The sequence below is a fragment of the Halobaculum sp. CBA1158 genome, from assembly GCF_021431925.1.
Lineage (GTDB): Archaea > Halobacteriota > Halobacteria > Halobacteriales > Haloferacaceae > Halobaculum.
Genome location: NZ_CP090372.1, coordinates 83,679 through 107,534, shown reverse-complemented (window position 1 = coordinate 107,534; position 23,856 = coordinate 83,679). Strand labels below are relative to the sequence as shown.

Below are 23,856 nucleotides of genomic sequence, written 5' to 3'. Positions count from 1 at the left end.
CCCCCGTACGGTCGCTCATCTGTGCACCTCTCGTTCGGCCGACGGCGTCGAACCGAGGCCGAGTATCCCCTCGATCTGCCGGGCGAACTCGACGGCGTCGAGGCCGTCCTTCGGGGTGACGACCGGCTCGTCGCCGTCGGCGACGGCGTCGACGAACGCCGCGAGCTCTCCTTTCAGCGGCTCGCCCGTCTCGACGAACGGCCGCTCGATGACGCTCTCTGTGCGGTGGCGGATCGTGCCGTTGGACTCGATGTACTCGGGGTGGTCGCCGCGGTGGATCTCTACTGACTGCGAGAGGTAATCGACGGCGACGAGGCACTCGCGGGCGGTGATCTCCAGTTCTCGGACCTTCCGCCGGGTGACGCGGCTGGCGGTGAAAGTGGCGACCGTGTCGTCGTCGTACACGCACTGCACCGTGGCGTAGTCGCCGTCGGCCGCGCCGGTCGCCCCGAGCGTGCCGGGTCGCGCGTCGACGACCGCGTTCACCACGTCGATGTCGTGGATCATCAGGTCGGAGACGACGCTGCCGTCGAGCTCGCGGTCGACCGGGGGGCCGAGCCGCCGGGCGTCGACGGCGACGACGTCGAGGTCGGGGAGGATCCGCATCAGCGTCCGGACAGCCGGGTTGAACCGCTCGACGTGTCCCACCTGGACGGTGACGCCTTCGGCCGCGGCTCGGCGGGCGAGTTCGCGCCCGACCGCGAGGTCGTCGACGAACGGCTTCTCGACGAGCGCGTGGACGCCGGCGTCGATGCAGCGTTCCAGAACGGGTGCGTGCGCCGAGGTCGGGACGGCGATGCTGACGGCGTCGACGGCCGAGAGCAGGTCGTCGGTGTCGAACGACTCTGTGCCGTACTCGCCGGCGACGCGGTCGGCCGCCGCCGAGTCCATGTCGGCGACGCCAACGAGTTCCGCGTCGGCGAGCTCGCGGTACACTCGGGCGTGGTTGCGGCCCATGCTCCCGACGCCGACGACGCCGACCCGGACCGGCCGGTCGGCGTCGCTCACGAGTCCACCCGCCCGGACGCCTCGGGTCCGGGCTCGGGATCCGTTCCGGTCTCGGGGCTCGAACCCGCAGCGGTTTCCGGGACGCGTTCGGAGTCGCCGAACGCCGTGACGGCCGAGACGATCGTTCGGAGGTCCTCGACGGAGAGCCCCGGATGGACCGGCAGCGACAGCACCCGATCGGCGGCGCGCTCGGCGACCGGGAGGTCGGCGTCCACGTCATCGTACGCCGGTTGCTCGTGGATCGGGAGGGGGTAGTACACCGCCGCCGAGACGCCGCGGTCGGCGAGGTGCGACTCGAGCAGGTCGCGGTGGTCCGAGCGGACGGTGTACTGGTGGTACACCGACCGGACGCCGTCGGGCTCGGCGGGCGTTTCGACGGGGGCGTCCCGGAGGTGCTCGGTGAGGTACGCGGCGTTGCCGCGGCGCGCGAGGGTGAACTCGGGGAGCTTCCGGAGTTGCGCGCGGCCGATGGCTGCACAGAGGCTCGTCATCCGGAAGTTGTGACCCACGTCGCCGTGGCGGTACTCGACGGTGCGACCGTGATCGCAGAATCGCGCCGCGCGCTCGGCGACGGCCTCGTCGTCGGTGGTGATCATCCCGCCCTCACCGCTGGTCATGTTCTTGGTCGGGTAAAACGAGAAGCAGGCGGCGTCGCCGAGGCTTCCCACGCGCTCGCCGCGGTAGGCCGCGCCGTGGGCCTGTGCGGCGTCCTCGACGAGGGAGACGTCGTGTTCGTCGGCGAGCTCGCGCAGGGGCCCCACGTCGGCGGGCGTCCCGTAGAGGTGGACCGCGAGGATCGCGGCCACGTCGTCACGCTCGTCCAGCACCTCCGCGACGCGCGCGGGATCGAGCGTCAGCGTCGCCTGGCTCACGTCCGCGAACACCGGTTCAGCGCCGACGTGGCGGATCGCATTCGCAGTGGCGACGAAGGAGAACGGCGTCGTGACGACCGTGTCGCCGGGGCCGATCCCGAGCGCCTCCAGGGCGGCGTGCAGCGCCGTCGTGCCGTTCGTCGTCGCCACGGCGTGCTCGGCCTCGCAGACGTCGGCGAACTCCCGCTCGAACGCGCGCACCTCCTCGCCGTCGGCGAGTTGGCCGGAGTCGAGCACGGAGAGAACCCGCTCGCGCTCGGCCTCGCCGATCTCCGGGTCGGCGATGGGGATCACGCGTCGTTCACCCCCTGAAGCGGGTCGGGAAGCGGTCGGTGTTCGGCCGGCGAGCCGACCGCGAGCGTCCGCGGCGGCACGTCCTCGGCGACGAGCGCGTCGGCGGCGACGAACGCCCCCTCGCCGACTGTGACGCCGGGGAGGACCGTCGCGTTCGCGCCCACGGACGCGTCGGCCTCGACCGTCGGGGCGTCCAGTCCCTCGTCGGTGCGAAGCGGGTATCGGTCGTTCGTGAGCACGGCGTGCGGGCCGAGGAATGCCCGGTCGCCGAGCCTCGTGCCCGTCGGGCAGTACGCCCCGGTCTGGATGGACACGCCGTCGCCGACCGTGCAGTCGCCGTCGAGCACGGCGTGGGTGCCGACGAGCACGTCGTCACCCAGCCGCGTCCCCTCGCGGATCACGGCGTGGTGGCCCGTCGAGAGGCCGTCGCCCGCGACCACGTCGGCGTACACGACGGTTCCCTCCCGGACCGTCGCGTCCGCGCCCAGGGTCGGACCCGTACCGTCGACTCGCTTGAGTGTGGCACCGGGGTCGATCCGCGCGCCGCGCGAGCCGCCGTCGGACCGGGCGCGACCGTGGCCGTGCGCGTCCGTCCGTCCGGGCGTCATAATTCTCCTCCGAGCCGCGTCGCGTACGGCGACCCCGAGGGGGTCGCACGCACGCTGTCGGGAGGGGGCTGTGCTCCGATCCGTTCTGGCGTCCTACGTGGAGACATGATCCGAGTTCCGCCGGTGGCGGTCGTGCGTCAATCCGCCGTTTCACACATTGTTATGGACGTGATTGCGACCGGTTAGCCGCGCGCTGACCGCACGACGGGGGCGACCCGTCCGCGTCACATCCGCCGCGTCGCTCCAGTCCGCCCGCACGGCGTCGCAGTCAGATATCACGCGTCGTCGGCACCGTCAGGGTCCACGTCGCTGCCGCGGTCGCTGTCGGCACACGGGCCGAACCTCGCGGCGTCGCCGTCGCCCTCGTCGCCGGCGGCCGCCTCGTCGGCGTCGGGCGAGACGGTGACGTTCGAGCGATCGAGCGTCGAGTTCTCCAGTCGGAACGGGCGGCCGGTGACGGCGAGTCGGGAGTCGGCGACCTCGCCGTGGACGTTGTCCGTGTCGAAGCCGTCGCGGTCCTCGCCGGGCTGGAAGACGCACAGATCGCGGAAGGAACAGCCGCTCCGGTCGGCCGCCTGGATCGCCGCGCCCGTCTCGGCGGAGCCGACGATCGTGAGCGACTCACACCGGAACGGACCCTCGCGGACCTGTCGGTCGGCCGCTCGCTTGATCCGGACGGCGTTGACGCCGTCGGCGTCGACGCGGAGGTGGCAGTTGCGCACGGTCGCCGCACCCAACTCGGAGGCGAACGTGACCGCGCCGTCGCTGGATGTCACCTCCAGCAGTTCGACGAGGCAGTCCTCGACGAGGACCGAGTTACCCGCGCGCAGGCGGATCCCGCGCATGTTCTCGCCCGCGCCCTCGGCGTCGTCACATCGGACGTGGACGCCGCGGACGACGGCGTCGTCGGCGACCTCGACGCGCACGCCCGCGACGCCGTTGTTCCGGTATCGACCCCCGAGTACGCTGACGCTCCCCTCGGGCGGGTTCGCGTACAGGCCGTTGTCCGGGAAGCCGTCGATCCGGCAGTCGACGAACGACACGTCGCCGCGGTTGTCGTCGCCGACCTCACAGCCGGTGATCCGGTAGTCCGGAATCGCTCCGTCGAGCAGTCGCAGGCCGCGGACGACGCCCGACCCGTCGGAGTCGGTGACGTCGACGCGCACGAGGTCCTGATTCACGTCGGCCTCGCCTTTGACGACCAGGCCCTCCACCAACAGCGAGTCGCTCGCCTGCGCGAGTAATGGTCTGCCACCGGTGTCTGGCGCGGAGAAGTCGAAGGTGATCCCCTTGAACAGCGCCTCCCTGACCGGTTCGGGCCAGCCGAACGAGAAGAGGTTGTCCTCGTTGCCCTCGCGGGGGACCACAGTCGCGTCCGAACCGAGGAGACCGATTCGGTCGAGTCCGCCGACGGTGATCCCGTCTGCGACCCGATAGGTTCCGCTCGGGAGATACACCAGCGTGTCGGGGGCGACCGCGGCGTCGAACGCCTCGTCGATCGGCTCCTCCCCCGTTGGGTCCGCGCCCGCCTCGACCAGATCGACCGTGCGCTCGAACCCCCATCGAGACGCGACCTCCTCGGGCGTCGTCGGAGAGGTCGATCCGGGAGTCGTCGTCACCGTCGAGGTGTCCGTCTCGCGACCCGTCGTCGTTGAGGGGTCGTTCCCGCGACCGCCACAGCCCGCCAGCGCCGCCGCTGCCGTGACCGCCGCGAGTCGTCGCAGCATCGACCGGCGGTTCGTGTTCACGCCCCGAGGAGGGAGTTCGCGTCCGATTGTTATGCGGTGCACTCGCGGCGTAAGCACCGACTGCGTCCGTCGATCGGGTCGCCGGTTCGGCCGGTCGGCGCGGCGATCTCACGCGGTCACGCGGGGGCGACCGCGGAACGCGTACGGCGAGCGTATCGATTGGGCGACGATCGAACGACCGGGTGTCAGATCGCCCGTCGAACCGATCGGTTCGCCCTTCTGCGGTCTCAGGTCGGGTTTCTCGACGTTCGGCTCTGTATAACAAAATGAGTGCCCGGAGGGCTGAGTGTGTATGCCAGAGTGTGTGACCTGCGGAAGCCACGTGACGGAGCGCTTCGCACGAGTGTTCGGGGACAACAGAGACGTCGTCCGCCGCTGTATCGCGTGTTCGAGAGCGGCCGACCTCGACGAGTCGGGCGATCCCGAGGAAGGTGCCGCACGCGCCGACGAACGCGTGCTCACCACCTGGAGCTGAGCCGCTCAAACAGCCGTCCCGAACCGTAGCGGAGTCGGACGCGGCGACCGCTATTTATGTATTTGCACCCGGCTAAATTCGGCCGCTGATCGTAATGACAAAACAAATATATACTGTGGCGTCCGACGCCGTACGATGGTGAATTCGTGGAGAAGAACCCCGAATACCACGAGGTAATTGTATATGATTTATTATACTTTTCCGGAATCGATCCGAACTACTTAACATCAAGAACCAGGTAGACGGGGTAGAGCAGCTGGGAATACATGACGAGAGACACCACACTCACCTCGGGCAGCGGTGCCGGGCTCGTTCACCGAACGGACTGGACGGACTTCGAGAGTCCGAGCACGGCGGTCGTCGTCGCGGTCGCAGACGCGACCGGACGCGATCAGACGGAGCTGGACGTTCTCAACGAGTCGGTCGACGGCGACGCGCTCGACGCGCTCGTGACCGAGTCGGCGTCCTCGGTCGACGTGACGTTCGAGTACGCCGGCGTCGACGTGCGCGTCTCCTCCGACGGCTGGCTCGAGCTCGAGGTCGAGCGGTAACGACGGCACCGAACCGGAGCGTCGACGGGGGGATAGCCGACGGTTGTACAGCACGAAGGCCGTGCCTGTTATCGGATCTTGTCGTACAGCGAGACGGCCACGTCCATGGTCCGCGAACAGTTCCGCGCGCGGTAGTACGGCACCAGATCGGGCGCGAACTTCGCCTTGTACTCGGCGATTCGCGGGGTGTTGGCCCCCGCGAGGTCGAACGCCGTCACGCCCCGGCCGGCCGCGGCCCGGCAGTACGTCCAATCGAGCAGGTCGTTTGCCGGCAGATCGACCGACGGCGTCGCCGACCCGAGCCACCGGATCGCCGTCGTCTCCCCCTCGAGGCACACGGTCCCGCCGGCGAACTCGCCGTCGACCCGACAGACGAGCGGCCGGACGACGCCCTCGTCGGTCGCCTCGTGGAGGTCGACGACGAAGTCGGCGTCGACGGGGAAGGGTTCGTCCTGTGCGGCGTGGCGTGCGGCGGTCTGGGCGACGATCCGACGGATGTCCTCGGGCGTCCCCGGGCGGATCGAGTACGACGCGTCGTACTCGTCGGTGACGTTTCGTCGGGCGTCCGAACTGAAACTCGCGAGCAGGTCGTCGGTCCCGCGCTCCAGGTCGACGACGTACGTGTACCGCGGCACCACCTCGTGACTCCGCCACGAGAAGGCCCGTACGTCGTCGTAGCCGGGCGGCGTTCGCACCTGGACCAGGCCCGGATCGACCCGCTCCGTGAGGTGGTCGAGGGCGGCCTCGATGAACGCGTGGTGCTGGCGGTCGAGTCGCCTGCGCTTCGGCGGGTCTCCCCGGACGACCAGCGACGGACCGAGGTACGGCACCTTCAGGTCCGGCGGCGGCGAGAACGCGCCCGTCACCGGGCCGCGGTCAACCTCGAAGACGGGGAACACGCCGACCGGCTCCTGTCCCTTGAACCCCGCGAGGCGGTGGAGCCGGGCGTCGGCGGCCGACGCGAGCACGTCGAGCGCGGCCGCGCGGTGAAACGGCGTGGCCGTCCTCGCGTGGGCCAGGTAGCCGTCCCAGGCGTCGTCGTCCTCGACGGGGCGCACCTCGATGCTCATCGACTCCCCTCAAGATAGCCCAGCGTCGCGAGTCGGTCTGCGACGGCCCCGTCGTGGTCGGCCTCGACGCCGTCACCGCTGTTCTCCCCGATCGGACGGCGAGACGAGAACGGCGGGTACGCCGCCGCCGGCTCGGCGGACACCGGTTCGAGCGTGTCGCCGTCCATCCGATCGCTGGGCGGGACGCCCATCGTCGACAGCACGGTCGGTGCCACGTCGAACAGGTGCGCGCCCGACAGCGACGCGTCCGAGTCGACGCCGTCGCCCGCGAGGGCGACGATCCCCGTCGGCTTGTGGTTCCACGGCTCAGACGGCGGCCCGAACTGTTCGCCCCGAAGCGCCGCCGAGAGGTACGTGTCGAAGTCGTTGGGAACGGTCACGACGTCGACCGCCTCCTCCACGTGCGGCCCGTCGAACACGGCCTCGCGCGGCAGCACGGCCGAAAACGCCGGCTCGCCGTCCGGCGTCCGCACGGCGGAGAGCGACTCGATGAGCTCCTCGCGCACGTCGGCGTACTCGTCGGGCGGGACGACTCCCTCGGGGTCGCGACCCGCCACGTTGATCCGGATGCCCATCTCCGTGCGCGAGCGCATGTACGCGGTCGAAGCCGGGAAGTCGACGCGCTCGGTCGCCGCGTGGACCGTCGACTTCGGGACGCGATCGAGCACGATGTCGTCGAGTCCGAGCGCCGACAGCAGGCGGCCGAGCCGCTGGCTCGTCAGCCCGACGGCCGAGGCCGCCCGGACGAGCCGAGTCGCCAGCGACGGGCCGTCGGTCCCGGATCTGGCCAGGTCCCCCCACGAGGGCATGCCGCCCTCGCCCCGCGTCGTCCGGACGAGCGAGCGCTCCGCGAGGAAGCTGTTGACGCGGAACTCGTAGCCGTCGTACGGGCCGATCCCGTGATCGCTGGCGACGATCACGGTGTCGGGCGAACACGCCTCGAGGATCGCGTCGATCTCGTCGTCGACGGCGGCGAACACCCCCTCGACGGCCTCCCCGTCCTCGGGCGACTCGTGGAACACGGTGTCAGTCTGTTGGAACTGGACGAACCCGAAGTGGGGGTCGTACTCCTCGGCGAGGTGGCGGAAGGCGGCCCCGCGCATGGCGGTAAGGCGTTCGTACCACTCGACTCGCTCGTCGTCGTCGCGGCCGGCGGGCGCGTACACCCGATAGTCGCCCAACTCGGCTCGGAGCTCCGCGAGCACCCCCTCGGGGTGGCACTCGGGCTCTTCGGGGGAGATGTAGCCGGGGACGAGCGCGCCGTCGAACGGCCTCGCGGGGCCGGTCACCGGGACGTTCACCACGACGCTGGTGAGGTCGTGGCGGTCGAGCAGTTCCCACAGCGCGTGCTCGCGCACGTCGGTCCGGTCGACCAGCGACCAGTCGTAGCCGTCGAATCGCAGGAAATCGAAGACCCCGTGCTTGCCCGGATTGACGCCGGTGTACAGCGAGGGCCACGCGCTGGGCGTCCACGGCGGCAACTGGGAGTCGAGATCTCCCCCCGCGCCGCGCTCGAACAGCGACTCCAGCGCCGGGACCACGTCGCGCTCGAACAACGGGTCCAACACCGGCCGACAGACGCCGTCGACCCCGATCAGGAGCGTTCGCATCCGGGAGTCTCCTCTGTCACTCACGGCCGAGACCACCCGAGCACCGACCTTTGTTATGGTCAGCCGACCGGTCACGGCGTGGCCGACCGGACTCGTCGTGAATGGGGTCCGGTACAAGTTTCGTAACCGAAGGAGTGCTCGCCACGACGACCCTACCGGGACGAACGGCCACCTTACCGTGCCGTACACTCTTCGTACCGGCGTACACAGCGTGCTACTGAATCGGAGATCACGGCCCCGCCGCGTCGACGCGCACTAGCTCGAGCATACTACTTCGGTATCGAACTGGTAGCAATTGTGTATCTACGACATGTCCAGCTTACTGCCTCTCGACCGCAAGTAGCCGTATCCTATCGACGTTCTGTCTCGATCGCGTCGTATCCTTCTTCTTGGTAGGTACATCCTTCCGCTCCATGGCTAACAGCCACAAGGAGACGGACGCGAGTAACGAAGCGCCTACCGAGGCGAACGACGAGGCTACCGGCGCGACCAGCAGGCGGACGCTGCTGAAGGGGGTCGGCGCGTTCGCGACGCTCGGCGGGGCCGGCCTGCTGGCCGACCGGGCGGCCGCGGCGGGCGACTTCAACCGGTACCTGACTCAGTCGGGCGACGTGGCGGTCCCGGCCGGCGAGTACAGCTGGGACGGCGACGACCTCAGTATCGGCTCGGACACGCGGATCGTCGGGCAGGGCGACCCCGGCGACGTGGTCGTGAACCTCGAGTCGGGGACGATGGACGGGAGCATGCGCGGGACCCTCGAGAACGTCGTCCTCCGCGGGTCGAACCCCTCGTCGAAGGCGGGGATCGACATCCGTGACGGCGCTGTGCTCGACGGCTTCGTCTGGCCGGAGGGCGGTCAGCGGAGCGAGGACCGCGCGCTGTACAACCCCTCCGGCGGCGAGCGTGCGACCGTGCGCAACTCGGCGTGGGCGTGGATGGCCAACAACGGCGCGTACACCGACAAGATGCCGATGACGTACGAGAACTGCGCGGCGGTCAACAACAACATCGCGAACATCCGGATCGGCCACCGCGAGTCGGACGAGACCGCGACGACGTACATCCGTAACTGTCTGATCGCCGTGACCGAGACGCCCGCGTACGACGACACCAACTATCCGTACGCACGGGGGATCCGGATGCGCCAACAGGGGAACTTCGTCATCGAGAACTGTTCCCTCATCTTCCTCGACGTCGACGGCACGGCCGACATGATCGAGATCCACGACGGCGCGGCCGGGTCGAACGTCACGATCCGCGACTGCGCGTTCTACAACGACTCCGACGGGGATCTCGTTCGCGACAAGAGCAACGGTGCCTGCGACGTGACGATCGAGAACTGCACGGTCGAGGGCTCGGGCAGCCGAGCCGTCGAGCCCGACTTCTCCGGAAGCGGCTTCACCGAGGCGTCCGCGACGTTCCCGCTTCCCTCCGAGGTCACCGGCTACGACGCTGCCGACGAGATCGACGGCGTCGCCGCCGGCGTCGGCCCGTGGGGACGATCGTCCTCCGAGGAGGAGGACACCGGGTCCGACGATCCGGCCGACTACGAGCACACGATCGTCCTTCAGGCGGGCGAGGACAATCCGGTGTCGGCGGACGCGCGCGTCGGCGACTTCGACATGCGGATCGACGTCTCCGGCGGCGCGACGTACGGAGAGACCGCCGACCCGCGCGACGAGGACGTCGTCCGCAACGACGACGGCTCCTCGACGCTCGTCGTCAACGACCTGAAGCCGGGCGAACTGGACTCGTTCCGCTTCGACGGCGAGGTGACCGACTACCTCGTCGACGACGGCTACGAGTACTCCGTATCGCTCGACGGCACGACCACGACGTTCGAGGAACTGGTGAACGGCGGTCCGGACACCGACGAGGGTGGATCGACCGACGACGGATCGACGGACGGTAGCGATACCGACGACGGGTCGACCGGCGACGACTCCACGGGCGACGACTCGACGGACGGCGGTCGGACCGACGACGGCGGAACCGGAATCGCCGACGGCGACGGCGACGACGATCGGACGGACGACGGCGGAACCGGCGTCGACGGAGGCGACGACTCGACCGACGACGGATCGGGCGACGCCGACGCCGGAGGCGACGGCGACCGCACGGACGACCCGGGCGTCGAGGAGTTCTCGAAGCGCGTGCTCGTCGACGGCCAGGACGCCGACTCGCCGACGAACTACACGTTCACCGTCAGCGGCGAGGTCGTCCGCGACACGGAGGCGAGCCGAGTCACCGAGGACGGTGCCGGTTGGGATCGGATCCGCGACATCGCCCGCGACGGCAAGGTGATCGGCCTCGTCGGCGGCGGCGTCGACGCCTACCGGTTCGACGGCGACATCACCGAAGTGACCGTCGACGGCGACGCGACGTTCACCGTCGAACGAGGGCTATGACGGTGCCGTTCGTGAACGAGGACTGGCGAGAGCTCCCGCCGAATCCCGACCCGATCGACGACCTCGGCTACCGGCTCCTCGACCTGGACTTCATCCCGACCTCGACCAGCGGGGGAGAGGAGGTGATCGTGTTGCCGACGGACGAGGACATGCTCCGCGAGGACGCGTTCATGGTCGTCGGCCGCGACGACGTTGTGAGCCTCGACGACCGGGTGTGACCCGAGCCGCGGGGTGATCGGCCGCGGTCGGTCTGACCCGGGTATCGACTCGATCGGGTATCGACCCGACCGTTCGAGCGACTTCGCTGATGTCGGCCCTCCCGGATCGATCCGTCCCTCGGACGGACTATCGCTGCTCGTCTCCCGTCGTGCGTTCGGCATCGCCGTCGGGTGCGCCCGCAGTTCGGACCACCTCGACGTGCTGCAACGCGGTCCGGATGTGATACCGCGACTCCGGCTCGTCGGTCGTCTTCAGCGCGCGCCACAACGAGAGCTCGAGACGCGTGAGGCTGCCCGACGCGATCGAAATCGGGTCGATCGATTCCGGGACGACCGACTCCGACCGATCCGAGTTCGGTGAGGACGAGTTATGCATACGGCGATCCACACCCGCTTGCGAGTAAGTTAGGCGGGGCGTTCCTCGCCGGAAGCGGCAGCGTACCCACCGTACTCACCTGGTTCCCGGGAGGCGTCGGTGGGACTGTCCCGATTCGATCGGTCCCGGCGTTCGGTAGGAGTCGACGACCGCCCTCACCCCAGAGTCCGCCTCTTTTTACCCGTCGGTCCGCTATGGTCGTCGCGATGGACTCGTGGTCCGATCGAAACGATCTGCCTCCCCGATGGGACGCGGAGACGAGCGAGCAGACCGCGTCGGGCGAGCGTGAACTCGAGCGCGAAGGCTCCGATCGCGCGTTTCGCTCGGAGGTCGACCCCGATGTGCAGCCGAGTATCGCCGTGATCGAGGCGGTCGCGGCCGTCACCGGTCGCGACCCGACGGCGCTCCCACCGCTGGAGGATCGGATCGACGTAGACGGCTTGAACGACGTGCTGACCGGAAACGGGGCCGACGACGCAGGCGTCTACGTCTCGTTTACCTACGCCGGCGTCGCGGTCGCAGTCGCGGCCAGCGGCGACATCGCGCTCCGAGCGGAGCGAGAGTAACGTCCGGAGCCGAGTCGAGGTCGACCGAGTAGGATCGTCCCGAGCGCGACGACCGCGGCCGCGAGGTCACCCGCGCTCAGTTGAACCGAGTTCGATCGGACTGGTGATCACCTGGAGAGGGCTGGAACTATCGGGGTGGAGGACGGGGAGAGACGTATGGACGAGCGCGACCTGCGGATCCTGAAGGCGATCGCGGACCACGGGACTGGCAGTCCCGACCGGATCAGCGAGGAGACGGGGATCCCCGTGTCGACGGTACACTACCGCCTGAACAACCTCCGCGATGCGGGCGTGATCCGCAACGACCTGTACGACATCGACCTCGACGCCCTCGGCCTGGGCGTGACGGTGCTGGTGGAGGTGCTCGCGGACTACGCGGGCGACCACGACGACGTGGCCGGCACGATCGCCGACCTGGAGGGCGTGACGACGCTGCTGTCGACGATGGGTGAGACGGACTTCGTCGCGGTGGCGCACCTGCCCGACGACGACGCAGTCGGGCGACTGCTCCGGGAGTTCGAGCGCGTTCCCGCGGTCGAGCGCACCAACTCGACGTACGTCATCGAGACGCTGTACGACGACGCGCGCGCGCTGTCGTCGTACTCGATCGACTCGCTCGTCGAAGCGCTGGCCGACGAGTGAACCGGGAGGCGGCGGCGCGGGACGACATTCCTGAGAGATGGAGCCGTCGGCGGCGCGGTCGCTCGCGCGTAGGTTTATCTGGGTTCGGGGAGGAGCCGATAGCATGCATCTCATCGAGTCGGCGCTGAGTGAGAACCATCGGACCGTCCGAGACCGAGCGAACGCGTTCGCGACGGAGGTCGTCGAGCCGCGGGCCGCGGAGATCGAAGCCTCCGACGAGTTCCCGCGGGACGTGATCGAGGAGGCCGGAGACCGGGGGCTGCTGGGACTCCTACTTCCCGAGGAGTACGGAGGCCTGACGAGCGACTTCCTCGGCTACTGTCTCGCGGTCGAGCGGATCGCCGCCACGAGCGGCGCGGTCGCGGAGACGATCCAGGGGCACACGTTCGCGGCGCTGCCGATCGCCCGGTTCGGAACCGACGCCCAGCGCGAGGAGTACCTCCCGCGGATGGCCTCCGGAGCGGCGGTCGGCGCGATGCTGCTCACCGAGCCCGACGCGGGGAGTTCGCCGACGGAACTGAGCACGGTCGCGGAGGCGGACGCGGGAACGGATGCCGACGACGGCTACCGCCTCACCGGCGAGAAGGCGTTCGGCACGAACGCCGGCGTCGCCGACGTGCACCTCGTGGTCGCGCGAAAGCGCCCGCAGCCCGAGGACTCTCACGGCGTGAGCGTGTTCATCGTCCCCGGCGTCGACGACGCCCCGGGGTTCGAGTTCGACCGCGTCGAGTACATGGGCATGCGGGGCCACGTCACCGGCGACTCGAGGCTCGACGGCGTGGAGATCCCGACCGAGAACCTCCTCGGGGAAGTCGGCGGCGGATTCCGCATCGCGATGGGGACGATCGACATGGCGCGCACGGGATTGGGCGCGATCGGCGCGGGGATCGCGCGCGCCGCCTTCGACGAGGCGACGGCGTACGCCGGCGACAGGGAACAGGGTGGCAGTCCCGTCGGCGAGTACCAGGCCGTGCAGGTGTTGATAGCGGACATGTACCAGCAGCTCGCGGGTGCGCGACACCTCGTGTACTCCTCGGCGGCGGCGATCGCGGCCGACGAGGGCGACACCCGGGCGTCCAGCGCCGCGAAGCTCGCGGGGAGCGAGGCCGCCGAGTTCGTCACTCGCAACGCGATCCAGGTCCACGGCGGGAAGGGCTATCAAAAGGGGATGCCCGTGGAGCGGTACTACCGCGACGCGAAGATCCTCAGCATCATCGGCGGCACGTCCGAGATCCAGCGGACCACGATCGCGACGGAGACGCTGGACCTCTAGCGCCGGCGTGAGTGGGGGGTGAGTGGGGCGTGAAGCCGTGGACCGGTCTACTCGAACGCTGTCGGGTCCGACTCCGGTTCGCGGCTGGACTCGAACCGGAGCGGTTCCTCGTCGACGCGCTCCACGTCGCCGTGTCCCTCAAGGTACCCGAGGTGGGCCGCGGCCTCGCCGGCACCGAACTTGGCGTGGACCCCTCGCATCTCCCCGAACAGGTCCGTCGCGATCGCCCACGGCGTCGGCCGGTCCAGTCGCGACGCCCGGTCGAGCACCCGTCTGCTCCGCGTTCGGTGGTGCTCGCGGATCGACTCGGATCGGCCCGCGAGATCGTCGGTCGTGCCGTGTCCGGGGTGTACGGTCGCTTCCAGTCGGTCCAGCCGGTCGAGCGAGTCGAGAAACGAGGCGAGGGGGTCCGTCGTCCTGGTGTCGCTGCCGCCGACGTTCGGGGTGTACATCGGCAGTACCGTGTCGCCGACGAACAAGTGGCCGTCGACCGCGAGCGCGAGGTGACCGGCGGTGTGTCCCGGCGTGTGCACCATGGTCGCACCCGCGATGTCGTCGCCGTCGGCGTGCGCCTCGACCGGCGTCCGGTCGGGGAGCGGTGACGGCTCGTCGCCGTCGACTACGGCGGCCGCGAGGTCGGCCGGGACGCCCCACGAGCGCATCGTCCGCTCGTCGCGTCGCAGGCGACGCTCGCGTTCGGCGGCGTAGTCGGCCAGCAGCGGGGCGTCGCGCTCGTGCATGTGGATCGTCGCGTCCGCAGCAGCCGCGAGCCGCGTCGTCAGGCCGACGTGATCAGCGTGCCAGTGCGTGGCGACGACGTGATCGATCGCGTCGAGTGCGACGCCCGCGCCGCGCAGGCCCTCGCACAGTTCCGCCCACGCCTCCTCGCCCGGCGGGCCGGGGTCCACGAGTATCCCTCGATCGGGGAGCACGTACGCGCTGTTTGTCCCCTCGGGACCGCCCGAGGAGACCGGGATCCGATCGACCGTCACGCCGCTGCTCCGCGGAAGTCGACGACCAGGGTCGCTGGCGGATTCGGCGTCGGTGTGGGATTCGGCGTCGGTGGCGGGTCGCCGGTCATTGTCGGGTCCCGATGATGTTCGTCGCGCGCCAGTAGACGACCTCCTCGCCGTCCTGGTTGGTCGCGGTCACGTCGACGTCGACGTAGCCGCGATCGTCGCGGCTGTCGGACTGTGTCTTCTTCGCGATCGCCAACTCGACCGCGACGGTGTCGCCGGCGCGGACCGGCGTCTTCCACCGGAGCTCCTCCATCCCGAACGCGCCCATGCTCACCGTGTCGTTGAAGAAGCCGTCGACGAGCAGCCGCATGCAACACGAGGCGGTGTACCAGCCGCTGGCGATGATGCCGCCAAAGATGGAGTCGGCCGCGGCCTCGGGGTCGACGTGGATCGGCTGCGGGTCGTACCGTTCGGCGAACGCCCGCATCTCCGCCTCCTCGGCCCGGAAGCTGCCGAGGTCGTGGACTGCGCCCTCCTCGATGTCCTCGAATGTCCGTTTCGTCATCCGCTTGGTCGGAACACGGCGGGGAACAAAAAGCGCTCGCGTCCCCGGGGCGACTCGGTCGGATGGTCCGGTTCCAGGCGACGGTCAGTTCTCCCCCTCTTCGCGCTCTCGGAGTTTGACCCGCTGGATCTTCCCGGTCTCCGTGCGCGGGAGTTCCTGGACGAACTCCACCGCCCGTGGGTACTTGTACGGAGCCAAGGTCTGCTTGACGTGGTCCTGGATCGACTCCCGGAGGTCGTCGCTCCCCTCGACGCCGTCGGCGGTGACGACGAACGCCTTGACGATCTTGCCGCGCTGCTCGTCGGGCGCGCCGACGACGGCGACCTCCGCGACCTCGTCGAGCTCCTGAACGACGTTCTCGACCTCCGGGCCGGGAATGTTGTACCCCGAGGAGATGATGAGGTCGTCGCGGCGGGACTTGTACTCCAGGCGGCCGTCGGGCCGGTGTGCGAAGATGTCGCCGGGGTAGCTCCAGCCGTCGACGACCGCCTCCTCCTGCTTGTCGGGGCGGCCCCAGTAGCTGATGCCCGTCGGGCCGCGGACCGCGAGCAGGCCCGCCTCGCCGCGCTCGACCTCCTCGCGGGTCTCCGGGTCGACGACCTTGCACTCGTAGCCCGGCACCGGGAAGCCCGTTGCGCTGGCATCGACTTCCTCGTCGTGGCGGTGGCTGACGAAGATGTGGAGCATCTCCGTGGTTCCGATACCGTCGAGCAGCTTGATGCCGTACTCCTCTCGGAACTCCTCGAACGTGCTCGGCGCGAGCGGCTCGCCGGCGCTCATCCCGACGCGAAGCGAGGAGAGGTCGAACTCCTCGGCCGCGTCCGGGTGCCCGGAGAGCATCTGGTTGAACGCCGTGGGGATCGAACACAGCACGGAGATGCCATGGTCCTCGATGGCGTGAAGGAGGTCGACCGGCTTGGCGTCCTCGACGAGACTCGTCGTCGCGCCGAATCGCAGCGGGAACGTGACCAGGTCGCCGTAGCCGTACGCGAACGGGAGCGGCGGGTTCCCGCCGAACACGTCGTCCCGCGTCGGCTCGATGCAGTAGCGTGCGTAGGAGTCGGCCGTCGCGAGCAGCTGTCGGTGGGTGTGAACCGCGCCCTTCGGTCGACCGGTCGTCCCGCTCGTGTACAGCATGAGCGCGAGGTCGTCCCGTTCCGTGTCGTAGGCGTCGAACGTCTCCTCGCCCGCCTCGAGGAGGTCGTCGAACCCGTGGTGGTCGTGTTCGACGCCCGCCCCGCGCTCGGCGACGACGACCTCCTCAAGGGTGTCGAGCTCCGGCATCGCGTTCTCCAGTTCATCGAGGAGGTCGTCGTACACGACGGCGTGGGTCGCGCCCGCGTCGTTGACGATGTACTCGAGTTCCTTCGCGCGCAGCAGCTTCATCGAGGGGAGCGCGACCCCGCCGAGCTTCTGGATCGCGAGACAGGAGATCACCGCCTCCGGGCGGTTGGGGAAGCGAACGAGCACGCGGTGTCCGGGCTCGACGCCGAGGTCGGCCAACGAGTTCGCGAGCCGATTCACCTGCGCCTGTAGCTCCGCGTACGTCGTCTCGTCGTCCTCGAAGCGGATGGCCGGATCGTCGCCGTGGCCGTCCGCGACGTGGCGGTCGACGAGCTCGGTCGCGACGTTGATCTCGTTCGGATAGTGTACCTCCGGAACGGCGTGTACCAGTTCGGGGGCGGAGTCGGGACTGGGCCGCTTCTCCTCGGGCACGTGGGATTGCATGACGGTCGATAGTGGAAACGGGGGCGTTATAGAAGTTCCTACCGCGACGATTATGTAGGTTGCAGACGCCGGCTCGATACCGCTCACCCGGGGTCGATGACGCCTCCGCGGGCCCCGGGATCGACGACGCCTCCGTGGAGCCCGGAGTCGCGTGCACCCCGGCGGCCCGGCGACCTGACGACTCTGCCCGCCGGGCCGCCGATCACTCGGTCCAGAAGCCGTCGGGGTCGAACGTGCGCACGAGATCCAGTTCCTCGCGGGTCGGCACGTCGGTCGTCGCGACGGGCTCGCCGCGGGCCCCCTCGCTGGTCCGCAGGTCCCACGGGAAGTCCCCGACCACCGACGAGGGGTCGACGCCCGGGTGACAGCTCCGCAGGAAGAGCTCGCCGTCGTCGAACCCGAACGTCGCCTTCGTCGTCACAAGCGCGTCGGGACCGCCGCCGGGCAGTCCCTCTCGCTCGCGCCAGTCCCCGCCCTCGCCGTGGCCGGGACTGGTCACGTACTCGACCCGTTCGGCGAACCGACGCGGCTCGTGGGCCATGAGGATCACCGTCCTGTCGGCCATGCAGGCGATGTCGCACGCGCCGCCGCTGCCGGGGAGCCGTATCGTCCGGTCGCCGTCGCGGACGCGGGTGGTGTTGAGGTTGCCGTATCGGTCGATCTCAGCGCCGCCCAGAAAGCCCACGTCTACGTCGCCGCGAGCGAGCCGACCCATCACGTCGGTCATCTCCGTCAGCGACACGGCGCGGTTCAGGTTCGACAGGTCACACATCGTGTGGAGGAAACCGTCGGCCGGGTCGTCGCGGACCACGCCGCTCTCGAAGACGGACATCGCGGTCGGCGCGTGGGTGCTCACCGCCACCTGAAAGGCGATGAGCGGCAGTCGCATCCCCACGAACGCCACGTCGCCGTCGTCGATCTCGCGGGCGGCCGCGCTCACCATCTGCTCGCGGGGCGTGTACTCCCCCGGCGTGACCGGTTCCCGATCGGCTCCGTCTCCGCCGGTGCCGCCCGCCGATCGCTCATTGCCCATAGCGCACCTCCGCGGCGACGGTCGGCTCGGTCACCGAGAGGTCCCGACCGACCTCGCGCTCGTACCGCTCGCGGTACGACTCGCGGTCGTCGACGCCGTGGACCCACGCGTCGGCCCAGGCGTCGAAGCCGTCCGCCTCCCGCGTCTCATCCGCGTACTCGAGGAAGAACTCGTTGTCCCGGTCGTAGTGACCGGCCACGGGCGACGGGTGGGCCCCGAAGGGGGCTTCCACGACCGCGTCCACCTGCTCGCGCGTGATGCGGGTCCGACTCGGATCGCGTTTGATCGTCGAGACGTCGACGACCTCCTCGCAGGTGACGAGCACGTGATCGGCCGCGCGGACCGCCTCGTAGGTGATCCCGGTGTTCCCCCAGAAGTGGGCGTCACCGGTCGGCGCGGCGCGCTGGACGTGGACGACCGCCCAGTCCGGAGCGACGGCGGGGACCCGGACGATCGGCTCGCCCTCGAAGGGGTCGTCGGCGACCTGGAACTGGGGTTCGGTCGCGATGTCGCTGCCGAGCAGCGACCGCGTCGGGAGGTACGGCACTCCCATCGACGCCGCCTGGAGCGCGAGCGCGATGGAGAAGTTCGAGTGGTTCTCCACCTCGATGTCGCCGGACTCGGCCGCCCGGCGGAAGTTGTAGCCGCTGCCGGCGCTCACGTTGCCCGTCCACGCCGCGCGGACGCGCGAGACGAGCCCCGCCCCGATCAGCTGGTCGAACAGCACGTCGCTGATCGGTCCGACGAGCGTGAGGTCGTCGATACCCTGTCTGAGCAGTTCGTGGCCGGCCGCGAAGGGGATCGCGTGTTCGAGCGCCAGTCCGGCGGCGACGGCGCTTCCGGGGTCGATCCGGGAGACGGCCTCGGCCATCCCCGTGGTCTTGTCCTGCTGCACGTGTCGACGCCCGCGGTGGGCGGTAATAAAGATGAGTCCGCCGAGCGATCACGCGACGGCGACGACCGCGCCGGCGACGCCCCCCGGCTCAGATCCGGACGAACACGTCGCCGTCCCGAACCGTGCAGTCGAACGTGCCGATCCGCTTGCCCGAGGGTTCGTGTTCCCCGGTCTCGAGGTCCCACGACCACAGGTGCCACGGACACGCGACCGTCTTCGACTCGACGTCGACGCCGCCGCGTTTCCCGGTCCACGTGTCCTCGGCGTTGATCTTCTCGTCGCCGGCCTTGCACAGCGGTGCCTGTTGGTGGGCGCAGCGGTTGCTGATCGCGAGGAACTCGTCGCCGGCGTTGAACACGGCGACCTCGATCCCGTCGACGCTGACGCCGATCCCCTCGCCCTCGGGGACCTCCGACGCGCTCGCGACCCTGGTGAACCCGTCCTCAGTCGGCTCGACGGTGTCGTTCCCACTCATGGTCAGAGGTTCAGGATGTCCACGGCGTTCCCGCTCAGGATGCGCTCCCTGAGGTCGTCGTCGTCGAAGGCGTTGGAGGTGTAGAACCACGTCGGCGGGTCGAGCGTCTGGTGGGGCCAGTCGCTGGAGTAAGTGAACAGTTCCTCGGCCATCGACAGCTCCAGCAGTTTGCGCGCGTCGCCGGAGTTCCGCGGGAGCGCGAACGGCTGCGTACACAGCGAGACGTTGTCGCGCAGGTACTCGCTGGGCGCGCGTTGGAGGTATCGCTCGCCCGACTCCATCTTCCGGGGCGTGATCTGGACGTCGTCGGGGTGCATCTCGTAGAACTCGTCCATCCGGTAGCGGAGGAACGGCGTCCACCAGTGGCCCGCCTCCTGAAAGACGACGTTCAGGTCGGGGTACTTGTCGAAGACCCCGCGCATGATCATGTTGACGAGGTTGACCATGCCGTGGATCGGCCAGTCGAAGCCGAGCACCTCCGTCCAGGTGAGCATGTCGTCGCCGACGTAGGAGTGCTGGGGCCAGTACGCGAGCGAGCCGTGTAGCAGCAGCGGGAGATCGTGGTCGACGAGCGCCTCGAAGACGGGGTCGAACTGCTCGTTCCCCCACGGGACCTTCGGGTCGAACCACGAGTAGGCGGCGACGATCCCGTCCTCGGCGGCGACCCGCTCGATCTCCTCGACGGCGTACTCGGGGTCCCACTTGGGAACCATCATCGCCGTATACATGCCCTCGTCGGCGAAGTTGTCGAGCATGTAGTCGTTGGCGGCCTGACAGACCGCGTTCTTCAATACCGGGTGGTGCTGGAGGTTCAGGTTGTTGATCCCGGGGTTGACGACCGGGTCGTCGACGGCGATCGTCTCGCAGGCCTCCCGGACGTCCTCGGCGTACTTCGCGCGTCCCTGCGTGAACAAGCCCTCTTGTCCCTCCTCGATGCCGTACGCGGCGTCCCACTTGCCCATGACCGGCGTCGCGCCGAACTCGGTCGTGAGTTTGTCGAGCGCGCGGTCGTCCTCCACGTACGCCAGCAGCTCGTCTTCGACCGGGTTGACGTGGAAGTCCATGTCCACGATGTAGTCCTCGAACGCCTGCGGCGGGACCTCCGCGTCGGCGTCGAGTCTCCTGACCGATGATGGCATGTGTTGCCGTCTGTCAGTAGACCCATTGAACGTTCCGGTCACCGGGGTCGGCGGGCGTTCGGGTCGGTTCCCGCACCGATCCGGGGGGAACGGTGAGCGGCGACGGCGTCGACACGGAATCGGAGACGAACAGGTGCCGACCGCGCCTCACGACTGGTCGCGGTGGTCGAAGAACCGCTTGGACTTGAGTTCGTACCTGGGCAGGCTCTGGGGTTCCGTGACCTCGAAGTCGATCCTGACGCCGACCGCCTCCTGTAACTCCGCCCGGAGCTCGTCCTCGAGGTCGCCGTAGGAGTCGCGATCGAGGTCCGGTGAGGCCTCCATCTGCACCGTCATCTGGTCGTTGCCGGACTCGCGGTCGACGTGGATCTCGTAGTGGGGCGTCGCGTTCGGGACGCCGGTCATCACCTCCTCGATCGCCCGCGGGTAGATGTTCGTCCCCCGGAGCGTGAGCATGTTGTCCGTCCGGTCGAGGACGCTTCCCTCGAAGAACTTCCAGGTGAGGTCCGTGTCGAACACGTCCCGCGAGTCGTGGTACATCTCGACGATGTCGTGCGAGCGGTACCGGAGCGTGAGCCCTGGCGCGGTCGGAATGTGACAGGTGATGATGTGCTCGCCGCGCGCGCCGTCCTCGTGGATGACCTCGTCGGTGTCCGGGTCGACGATGGTCGAGTAGTAGTACGGTTCGACGGGGTTGACGCCTCCCGAGTCGGTGTCCATGGTCGTGCCGAGGAAGATCGACTCGGACTGCCCGTACGCGTCCCACACCTCCGCGTCCCACCCCTCCTCGATCCGCGATCGGACCGAGTCGACGAACGGTCCCTTCTCGCCGGCGTGGACGGTGAGTCGGACGCTCGTCTCCGAGAGGTCGACGCCCATCTCGTCGGCCTTCTCCAGCAGGTACATCGCGTACGTCGGCGTCATGACGACGACGTCGGGGTCGACGCTGACGATGTCGTTGATGCGCTCCTCGGTCGACTGGCCGGCACCGCTTCTGACGGTCGCGCCGAGCCGGCGGACGCCCCAGTAGGCGCTCCAGAACCCGAGGAAGGTGCCGAACGGGAACGCGAAGTAGAACGTGTCGTCCGGGCGGACGCCGCACCGCCAGAAGCCGTAGTTCCACGCGTCGCCCACGGCCATCGTCGCCGGTTGAGTCACGGCCTCTTGCAGCGGCGCGCCGGTAGTGCCGCTCGTCTGGAACCGGTACATGTGATGCTCGGGACCGGACGGGTCGCGGCCGCGGAACGGGTCGCCGCCGTGCTCCTTCTGGATCTCCATCAGGTCCGGCTTGTCGATGATCGGGACCTTCGTGTTGAAGTCCTCGAGCGTCTTGATGTCGCTCGGCGTCACGCCGGCGTCGTCGTAGAGCTCCCGGTAGAACGGGATGTTGTCGTAGGCGTACTCGATGTTGCGCCGAATGCGCCTGAGGTGGAGAGCGTCGAGATCCTCCCGCGGCATCGTCTCCATGTACTCGTTCCAGTGGTCGCTGTCGGCCGCGGCGGCGTTGTACCGGGGGCGGTAGCTGTCGCGCATCAGTCGTTCCCCTCGACGCCGATCCGTTCCTCCAACTCGGGCGTGTTCGCCGTCTCCTCGCCCAGTTCCCACATGAGTCGGTGGCAGTACATGTCCGCCTGGTGGGCCGAGTGCGCGACGACCGGCGTCGCCGACTCGTCCCGTACCTCTTGGAGGAGCGCCCGTGCGCGCCTGATCCGGTCTGTTACTTCCGCACGGCTGAGACTATCGTCTGCTGACATCGGTGATCGACTATCCAGAATTCTCATAAGTGTTTCGCGGCGCACAGTCGCCCGATGAGACGGGAACCGGACGATCCACACCACAGCGCCGGCGATCCACACCACAGCGCCGCACGGCCGCCGCAGATACCCGTCCCCGAACAGATAGTGTACCGTGCCTCGGGCGTTCGTCGGAGATAGATCGTTTCAATAGATGGTACACGGGATGAAGGCAGTTCGATGGTTAATTGCACGATCGATCACCGCACACGGGGCTGGGGCACCGACACAATTAAACACGTAGAATCCGACCGAATGGCAATGACACGCATAAACAGGCGTGCGTTTCTGAAGGCCAGCGGTGGTACAGCAACCCTCGGCGTCCTCGCAGGATGTTCGGGTAACGGCGGAAACGGTGGCGACGACGGCGGCGACAACGGCGGCGGAAGTTCCGACCCGATCACCATCGGCGCGCTCGAGCCGGTATCCGGGCCGTTCGCCGCGTGGGCGACCCCCCACCGCGACGGGCTCCAGTTCGCAGTCGAGGAGATCAACGCCAACGGCGGCGTGCTCGACGGTCGCGACCTCGAAGTCAGCGTGACCGACACCGGTGCCGACGCCGGACAGGCGGACTCGAGCTTCCGGCGGCTCGTCGAACAGGACGGTGCCGTCGCGACGACCGGCGCGGTCTCCTCCGACGTCGGGATCCGCGTCTCACAGACCGCCGAGGAGCTTCAGGTGCCGCACCTGCTCCACATGTCCGGCGCTGACGACGTAATCACACAGGAGACGCGACACGTGTTCCGAGTCGGACTCAACCCCGCGTCGACGTACATCCAGGCGCAGGCGAGCGCCTTCGCCGAGGCCGACTACTCGAACGTCGGCGCGATCATCGGCGACTACGCGTGGGGGCGGTCGGCCGAGACCGCCATCAACGAGTACTTCGATGTCGACGTGAACATCCAGGTCGCACCCGTCGGCGCGAGCGACTTCACGTCCTACCTGCGGCAGTTCTCCGACGACCTGGAGATGCTCATCTCGAGCGGCCACCCGCCGGGCGGGGTCAGCATCGCGAACCAGGCGTACGAGGTCGGACTGAACCCCGACGTTATCACCGGATCGAGCGCCCCGCCGCAACTGCTTACGGGCGCGCTCTCCGAGGAGGCGATCGAGAACTACGTCCACATCCACAACTCGAACCCGTACGAGGAGGCGTTCACGGAGGTGGGCAGCGCCTTCGCCGAGGAGTACGACATGCAGTTCAACACTCACACCGCCTACGGGTACGTCACCGCGTACATCCTGGCGGCGGGTATCGAGGAGGCCGGCTCGACCGAGCCGACCGAGATCGCGAACGGCATCCGGAACACGTCCGTCGACACGCTGTTCGCCGAGCCGATCCAGTGGAACGAGTACGGCGAACTGGACCAGCAGGTCGTGCTGTTCAGCAACCTCCTTCTGGAGGCTCCCTCGTACGACTCGAACGGTAACCACAGCTACGAGGAGCTCTACCGGTCCGAGCCGGTTCCGGCCCGAGTGCCCGGGGAGTAACGACCGGGCGACCGCCGGGTCGGACGCGTTCCGGTTCCGGCGGTTCGAGGACCGCACCG

The 23,856-nt window shown here is 68.9% G+C and carries 23 protein-coding genes; 8 read left to right on the top strand and 15 right to left on the bottom strand.

Annotated elements, in window-relative coordinates; translation table 11 throughout:
- Window positions 1-15 precede the first annotated feature (15 nt).
- The 4 genes from Hbl1158_RS15425 to Hbl1158_RS15410 form a co-directional block, all read right to left on the bottom strand.
- Window positions 16-1,008, bottom strand: coding sequence for a Gfo/Idh/MocA family oxidoreductase (locus tag Hbl1158_RS15425; protein WP_234299765.1), 993 nt, complete (start codon window positions 1,006-1,008; stop codon window positions 16-18).
- The gene (locus Hbl1158_RS15420) at window positions 1,005-2,174 is read right to left on the bottom strand and encodes a DegT/DnrJ/EryC1/StrS family aminotransferase (protein ID WP_234299764.1); all 1,170 of its coding nucleotides are present in this window, start codon (window positions 2,172-2,174) and stop codon (window positions 1,005-1,007) included. Before Hbl1158_RS15420 ends, Hbl1158_RS15425 begins: the two co-directional genes overlap by 4 nt.
- Window positions 2,171-2,782, bottom strand: coding sequence for an acyltransferase (locus Hbl1158_RS15415; RefSeq protein WP_234299763.1), 612 nt, complete (start codon window positions 2,780-2,782; stop codon window positions 2,171-2,173). Before Hbl1158_RS15415 ends, Hbl1158_RS15420 begins: the two co-directional genes overlap by 4 nt.
- Before the next feature lie 275 nt (window positions 2,783-3,057).
- A complete protein-coding gene (locus tag Hbl1158_RS15410; protein WP_234299762.1) occupies window positions 3,058-4,509 on the bottom strand; it encodes a right-handed parallel beta-helix repeat-containing protein in 1,452 nt (483 codons plus the stop codon).
- Between the two features lie 313 nt (window positions 4,510-4,822).
- On the opposite strand from Hbl1158_RS15410, the gene Hbl1158_RS15405 reads away from it, so the two are divergent.
- Both Hbl1158_RS15405 and Hbl1158_RS15400 read left to right on the top strand, forming a co-directional pair.
- On the top strand, window positions 4,823-5,005 hold the full coding sequence (locus Hbl1158_RS15405) for a hypothetical protein (protein ID WP_234299761.1): 183 nt from the start codon (window positions 4,823-4,825) through the stop codon (window positions 5,003-5,005).
- A gap of 266 nt (window positions 5,006-5,271) precedes the next feature.
- A complete protein-coding gene (locus tag Hbl1158_RS15400; RefSeq protein ID WP_234299760.1) occupies window positions 5,272-5,556 on the top strand; it encodes a HalOD1 output domain-containing protein in 285 nt (94 codons plus the stop codon).
- A gap of 68 nt (window positions 5,557-5,624) precedes the next feature.
- Here Hbl1158_RS15400 and Hbl1158_RS15395 read toward each other — a convergent pair whose 3' ends face one another.
- The gene (locus Hbl1158_RS15395; RefSeq protein WP_234299759.1) at window positions 5,625-6,626 is read right to left on the bottom strand and encodes a GNAT family N-acetyltransferase; all 1,002 of its coding nucleotides are present in this window, start codon (window positions 6,624-6,626) and stop codon (window positions 5,625-5,627) included.
- A complete protein-coding gene (locus Hbl1158_RS15390) occupies window positions 6,623-8,236 on the bottom strand; it encodes an alkaline phosphatase family protein (RefSeq protein ID WP_234299787.1) in 1,614 nt (537 codons plus the stop codon). The genes Hbl1158_RS15395 and Hbl1158_RS15390 overlap by 4 nt, the downstream gene beginning before the upstream one ends.
- 413 nt (window positions 8,237-8,649) lie before the next feature.
- On the opposite strand from Hbl1158_RS15390, the gene Hbl1158_RS15385 reads away from it, so the two are divergent.
- The 5 genes from Hbl1158_RS15385 to Hbl1158_RS15365 all read left to right on the top strand — a co-directional run bounded on the left by Hbl1158_RS15385 (window position 8,650) and on the right by Hbl1158_RS15365 (window position 13,719).
- The gene (locus tag Hbl1158_RS15385) at window positions 8,650-10,644 is read left to right on the top strand and encodes a right-handed parallel beta-helix repeat-containing protein (RefSeq protein WP_234299758.1); all 1,995 of its coding nucleotides are present in this window, start codon (window positions 8,650-8,652) and stop codon (window positions 10,642-10,644) included.
- Window positions 10,641-10,862 (top strand): hypothetical protein, encoded by a 222-nt coding sequence (locus tag Hbl1158_RS15380; protein WP_234299757.1) that lies wholly within the window; start codon window positions 10,641-10,643, stop codon window positions 10,860-10,862. The genes Hbl1158_RS15385 and Hbl1158_RS15380 overlap by 4 nt, the downstream gene beginning before the upstream one ends.
- 717 nt (window positions 10,863-11,579) lie before the next feature.
- Window positions 11,580-11,804 carry a HalOD1 output domain-containing protein gene (locus Hbl1158_RS15375; RefSeq protein ID WP_234299756.1) on the top strand — a complete coding sequence of 75 codons (225 nt, stop codon included), beginning with the start codon at window positions 11,580-11,582 and terminating at the stop codon, window positions 11,802-11,804.
- A gap of 156 nt (window positions 11,805-11,960) precedes the next feature.
- Window positions 11,961-12,446: an Lrp/AsnC family transcriptional regulator gene (locus Hbl1158_RS15370; RefSeq protein WP_234299755.1), complete on the top strand. Its 486-nt coding sequence runs from the start codon at window positions 11,961-11,963 to the stop codon at window positions 12,444-12,446.
- A 103-nt stretch (window positions 12,447-12,549) separates the two neighbouring features.
- On the top strand, window positions 12,550-13,719 hold the full coding sequence (locus Hbl1158_RS15365) for an acyl-CoA dehydrogenase family protein (protein ID WP_234299754.1): 1,170 nt from the start codon (window positions 12,550-12,552) through the stop codon (window positions 13,717-13,719).
- A 47-nt stretch (window positions 13,720-13,766) separates the two neighbouring features.
- Here Hbl1158_RS15365 and Hbl1158_RS15360 read toward each other — a convergent pair whose 3' ends face one another.
- From Hbl1158_RS15360 to Hbl1158_RS15320, 9 genes are all read right to left on the bottom strand, one after another.
- A complete protein-coding gene (locus Hbl1158_RS15360) occupies window positions 13,767-14,711 on the bottom strand; it encodes an MBL fold metallo-hydrolase (protein ID WP_234299753.1) in 945 nt (314 codons plus the stop codon).
- A gap of 85 nt (window positions 14,712-14,796) precedes the next feature.
- Complete coding sequence (locus Hbl1158_RS15355; protein WP_234299752.1) at window positions 14,797-15,243, bottom strand: MaoC family dehydratase; 447 nt, start codon at window positions 15,241-15,243, stop codon at window positions 14,797-14,799.
- A gap of 84 nt (window positions 15,244-15,327) precedes the next feature.
- The gene (locus tag Hbl1158_RS15350; RefSeq protein ID WP_234299751.1) at window positions 15,328-16,971 is read right to left on the bottom strand and encodes an AMP-binding protein; all 1,644 of its coding nucleotides are present in this window, start codon (window positions 16,969-16,971) and stop codon (window positions 15,328-15,330) included.
- 202 nt (window positions 16,972-17,173) lie between these two features.
- Entirely contained in the window at window positions 17,174-18,004 is an 831-nt protein-coding gene (locus Hbl1158_RS15345; protein ID WP_234299750.1) for a CoA-transferase, read from the bottom strand.
- Entirely contained in the window at window positions 17,994-18,899 is a 906-nt protein-coding gene (locus Hbl1158_RS15340) for a CoA-transferase (protein ID WP_234299749.1), read from the bottom strand. Before Hbl1158_RS15340 ends, Hbl1158_RS15345 begins: the two co-directional genes overlap by 11 nt.
- A gap of 88 nt (window positions 18,900-18,987) precedes the next feature.
- A complete protein-coding gene (locus Hbl1158_RS15335) occupies window positions 18,988-19,374 on the bottom strand; it encodes a Rieske 2Fe-2S domain-containing protein (protein ID WP_234299748.1) in 387 nt (128 codons plus the stop codon).
- Between the two features lie 2 nt (window positions 19,375-19,376).
- On the bottom strand, window positions 19,377-20,513 hold the full coding sequence (locus tag Hbl1158_RS15330; protein WP_234299747.1) for an amidohydrolase family protein: 1,137 nt from the start codon (window positions 20,511-20,513) through the stop codon (window positions 19,377-19,379).
- A gap of 147 nt (window positions 20,514-20,660) precedes the next feature.
- Window positions 20,661-22,046: an AMP-binding protein gene (locus Hbl1158_RS15325; RefSeq protein ID WP_234299746.1), complete on the bottom strand. Its 1,386-nt coding sequence runs from the start codon at window positions 22,044-22,046 to the stop codon at window positions 20,661-20,663.
- Window positions 22,046-22,267: a hypothetical protein gene (locus Hbl1158_RS15320; protein ID WP_234299745.1), complete on the bottom strand. Its 222-nt coding sequence runs from the start codon at window positions 22,265-22,267 to the stop codon at window positions 22,046-22,048. Before Hbl1158_RS15320 ends, Hbl1158_RS15325 begins: the two co-directional genes overlap by 1 nt.
- A gap of 300 nt (window positions 22,268-22,567) precedes the next feature.
- Between Hbl1158_RS15320 and Hbl1158_RS15315 the strand changes: the two genes are divergently transcribed.
- Window positions 22,568-23,797: an ABC transporter substrate-binding protein gene (locus Hbl1158_RS15315; protein ID WP_234299744.1), complete on the top strand. Its 1,230-nt coding sequence runs from the start codon at window positions 22,568-22,570 to the stop codon at window positions 23,795-23,797.
- The last annotated feature ends 59 nt before the right edge of the window (window positions 23,798-23,856 follow it).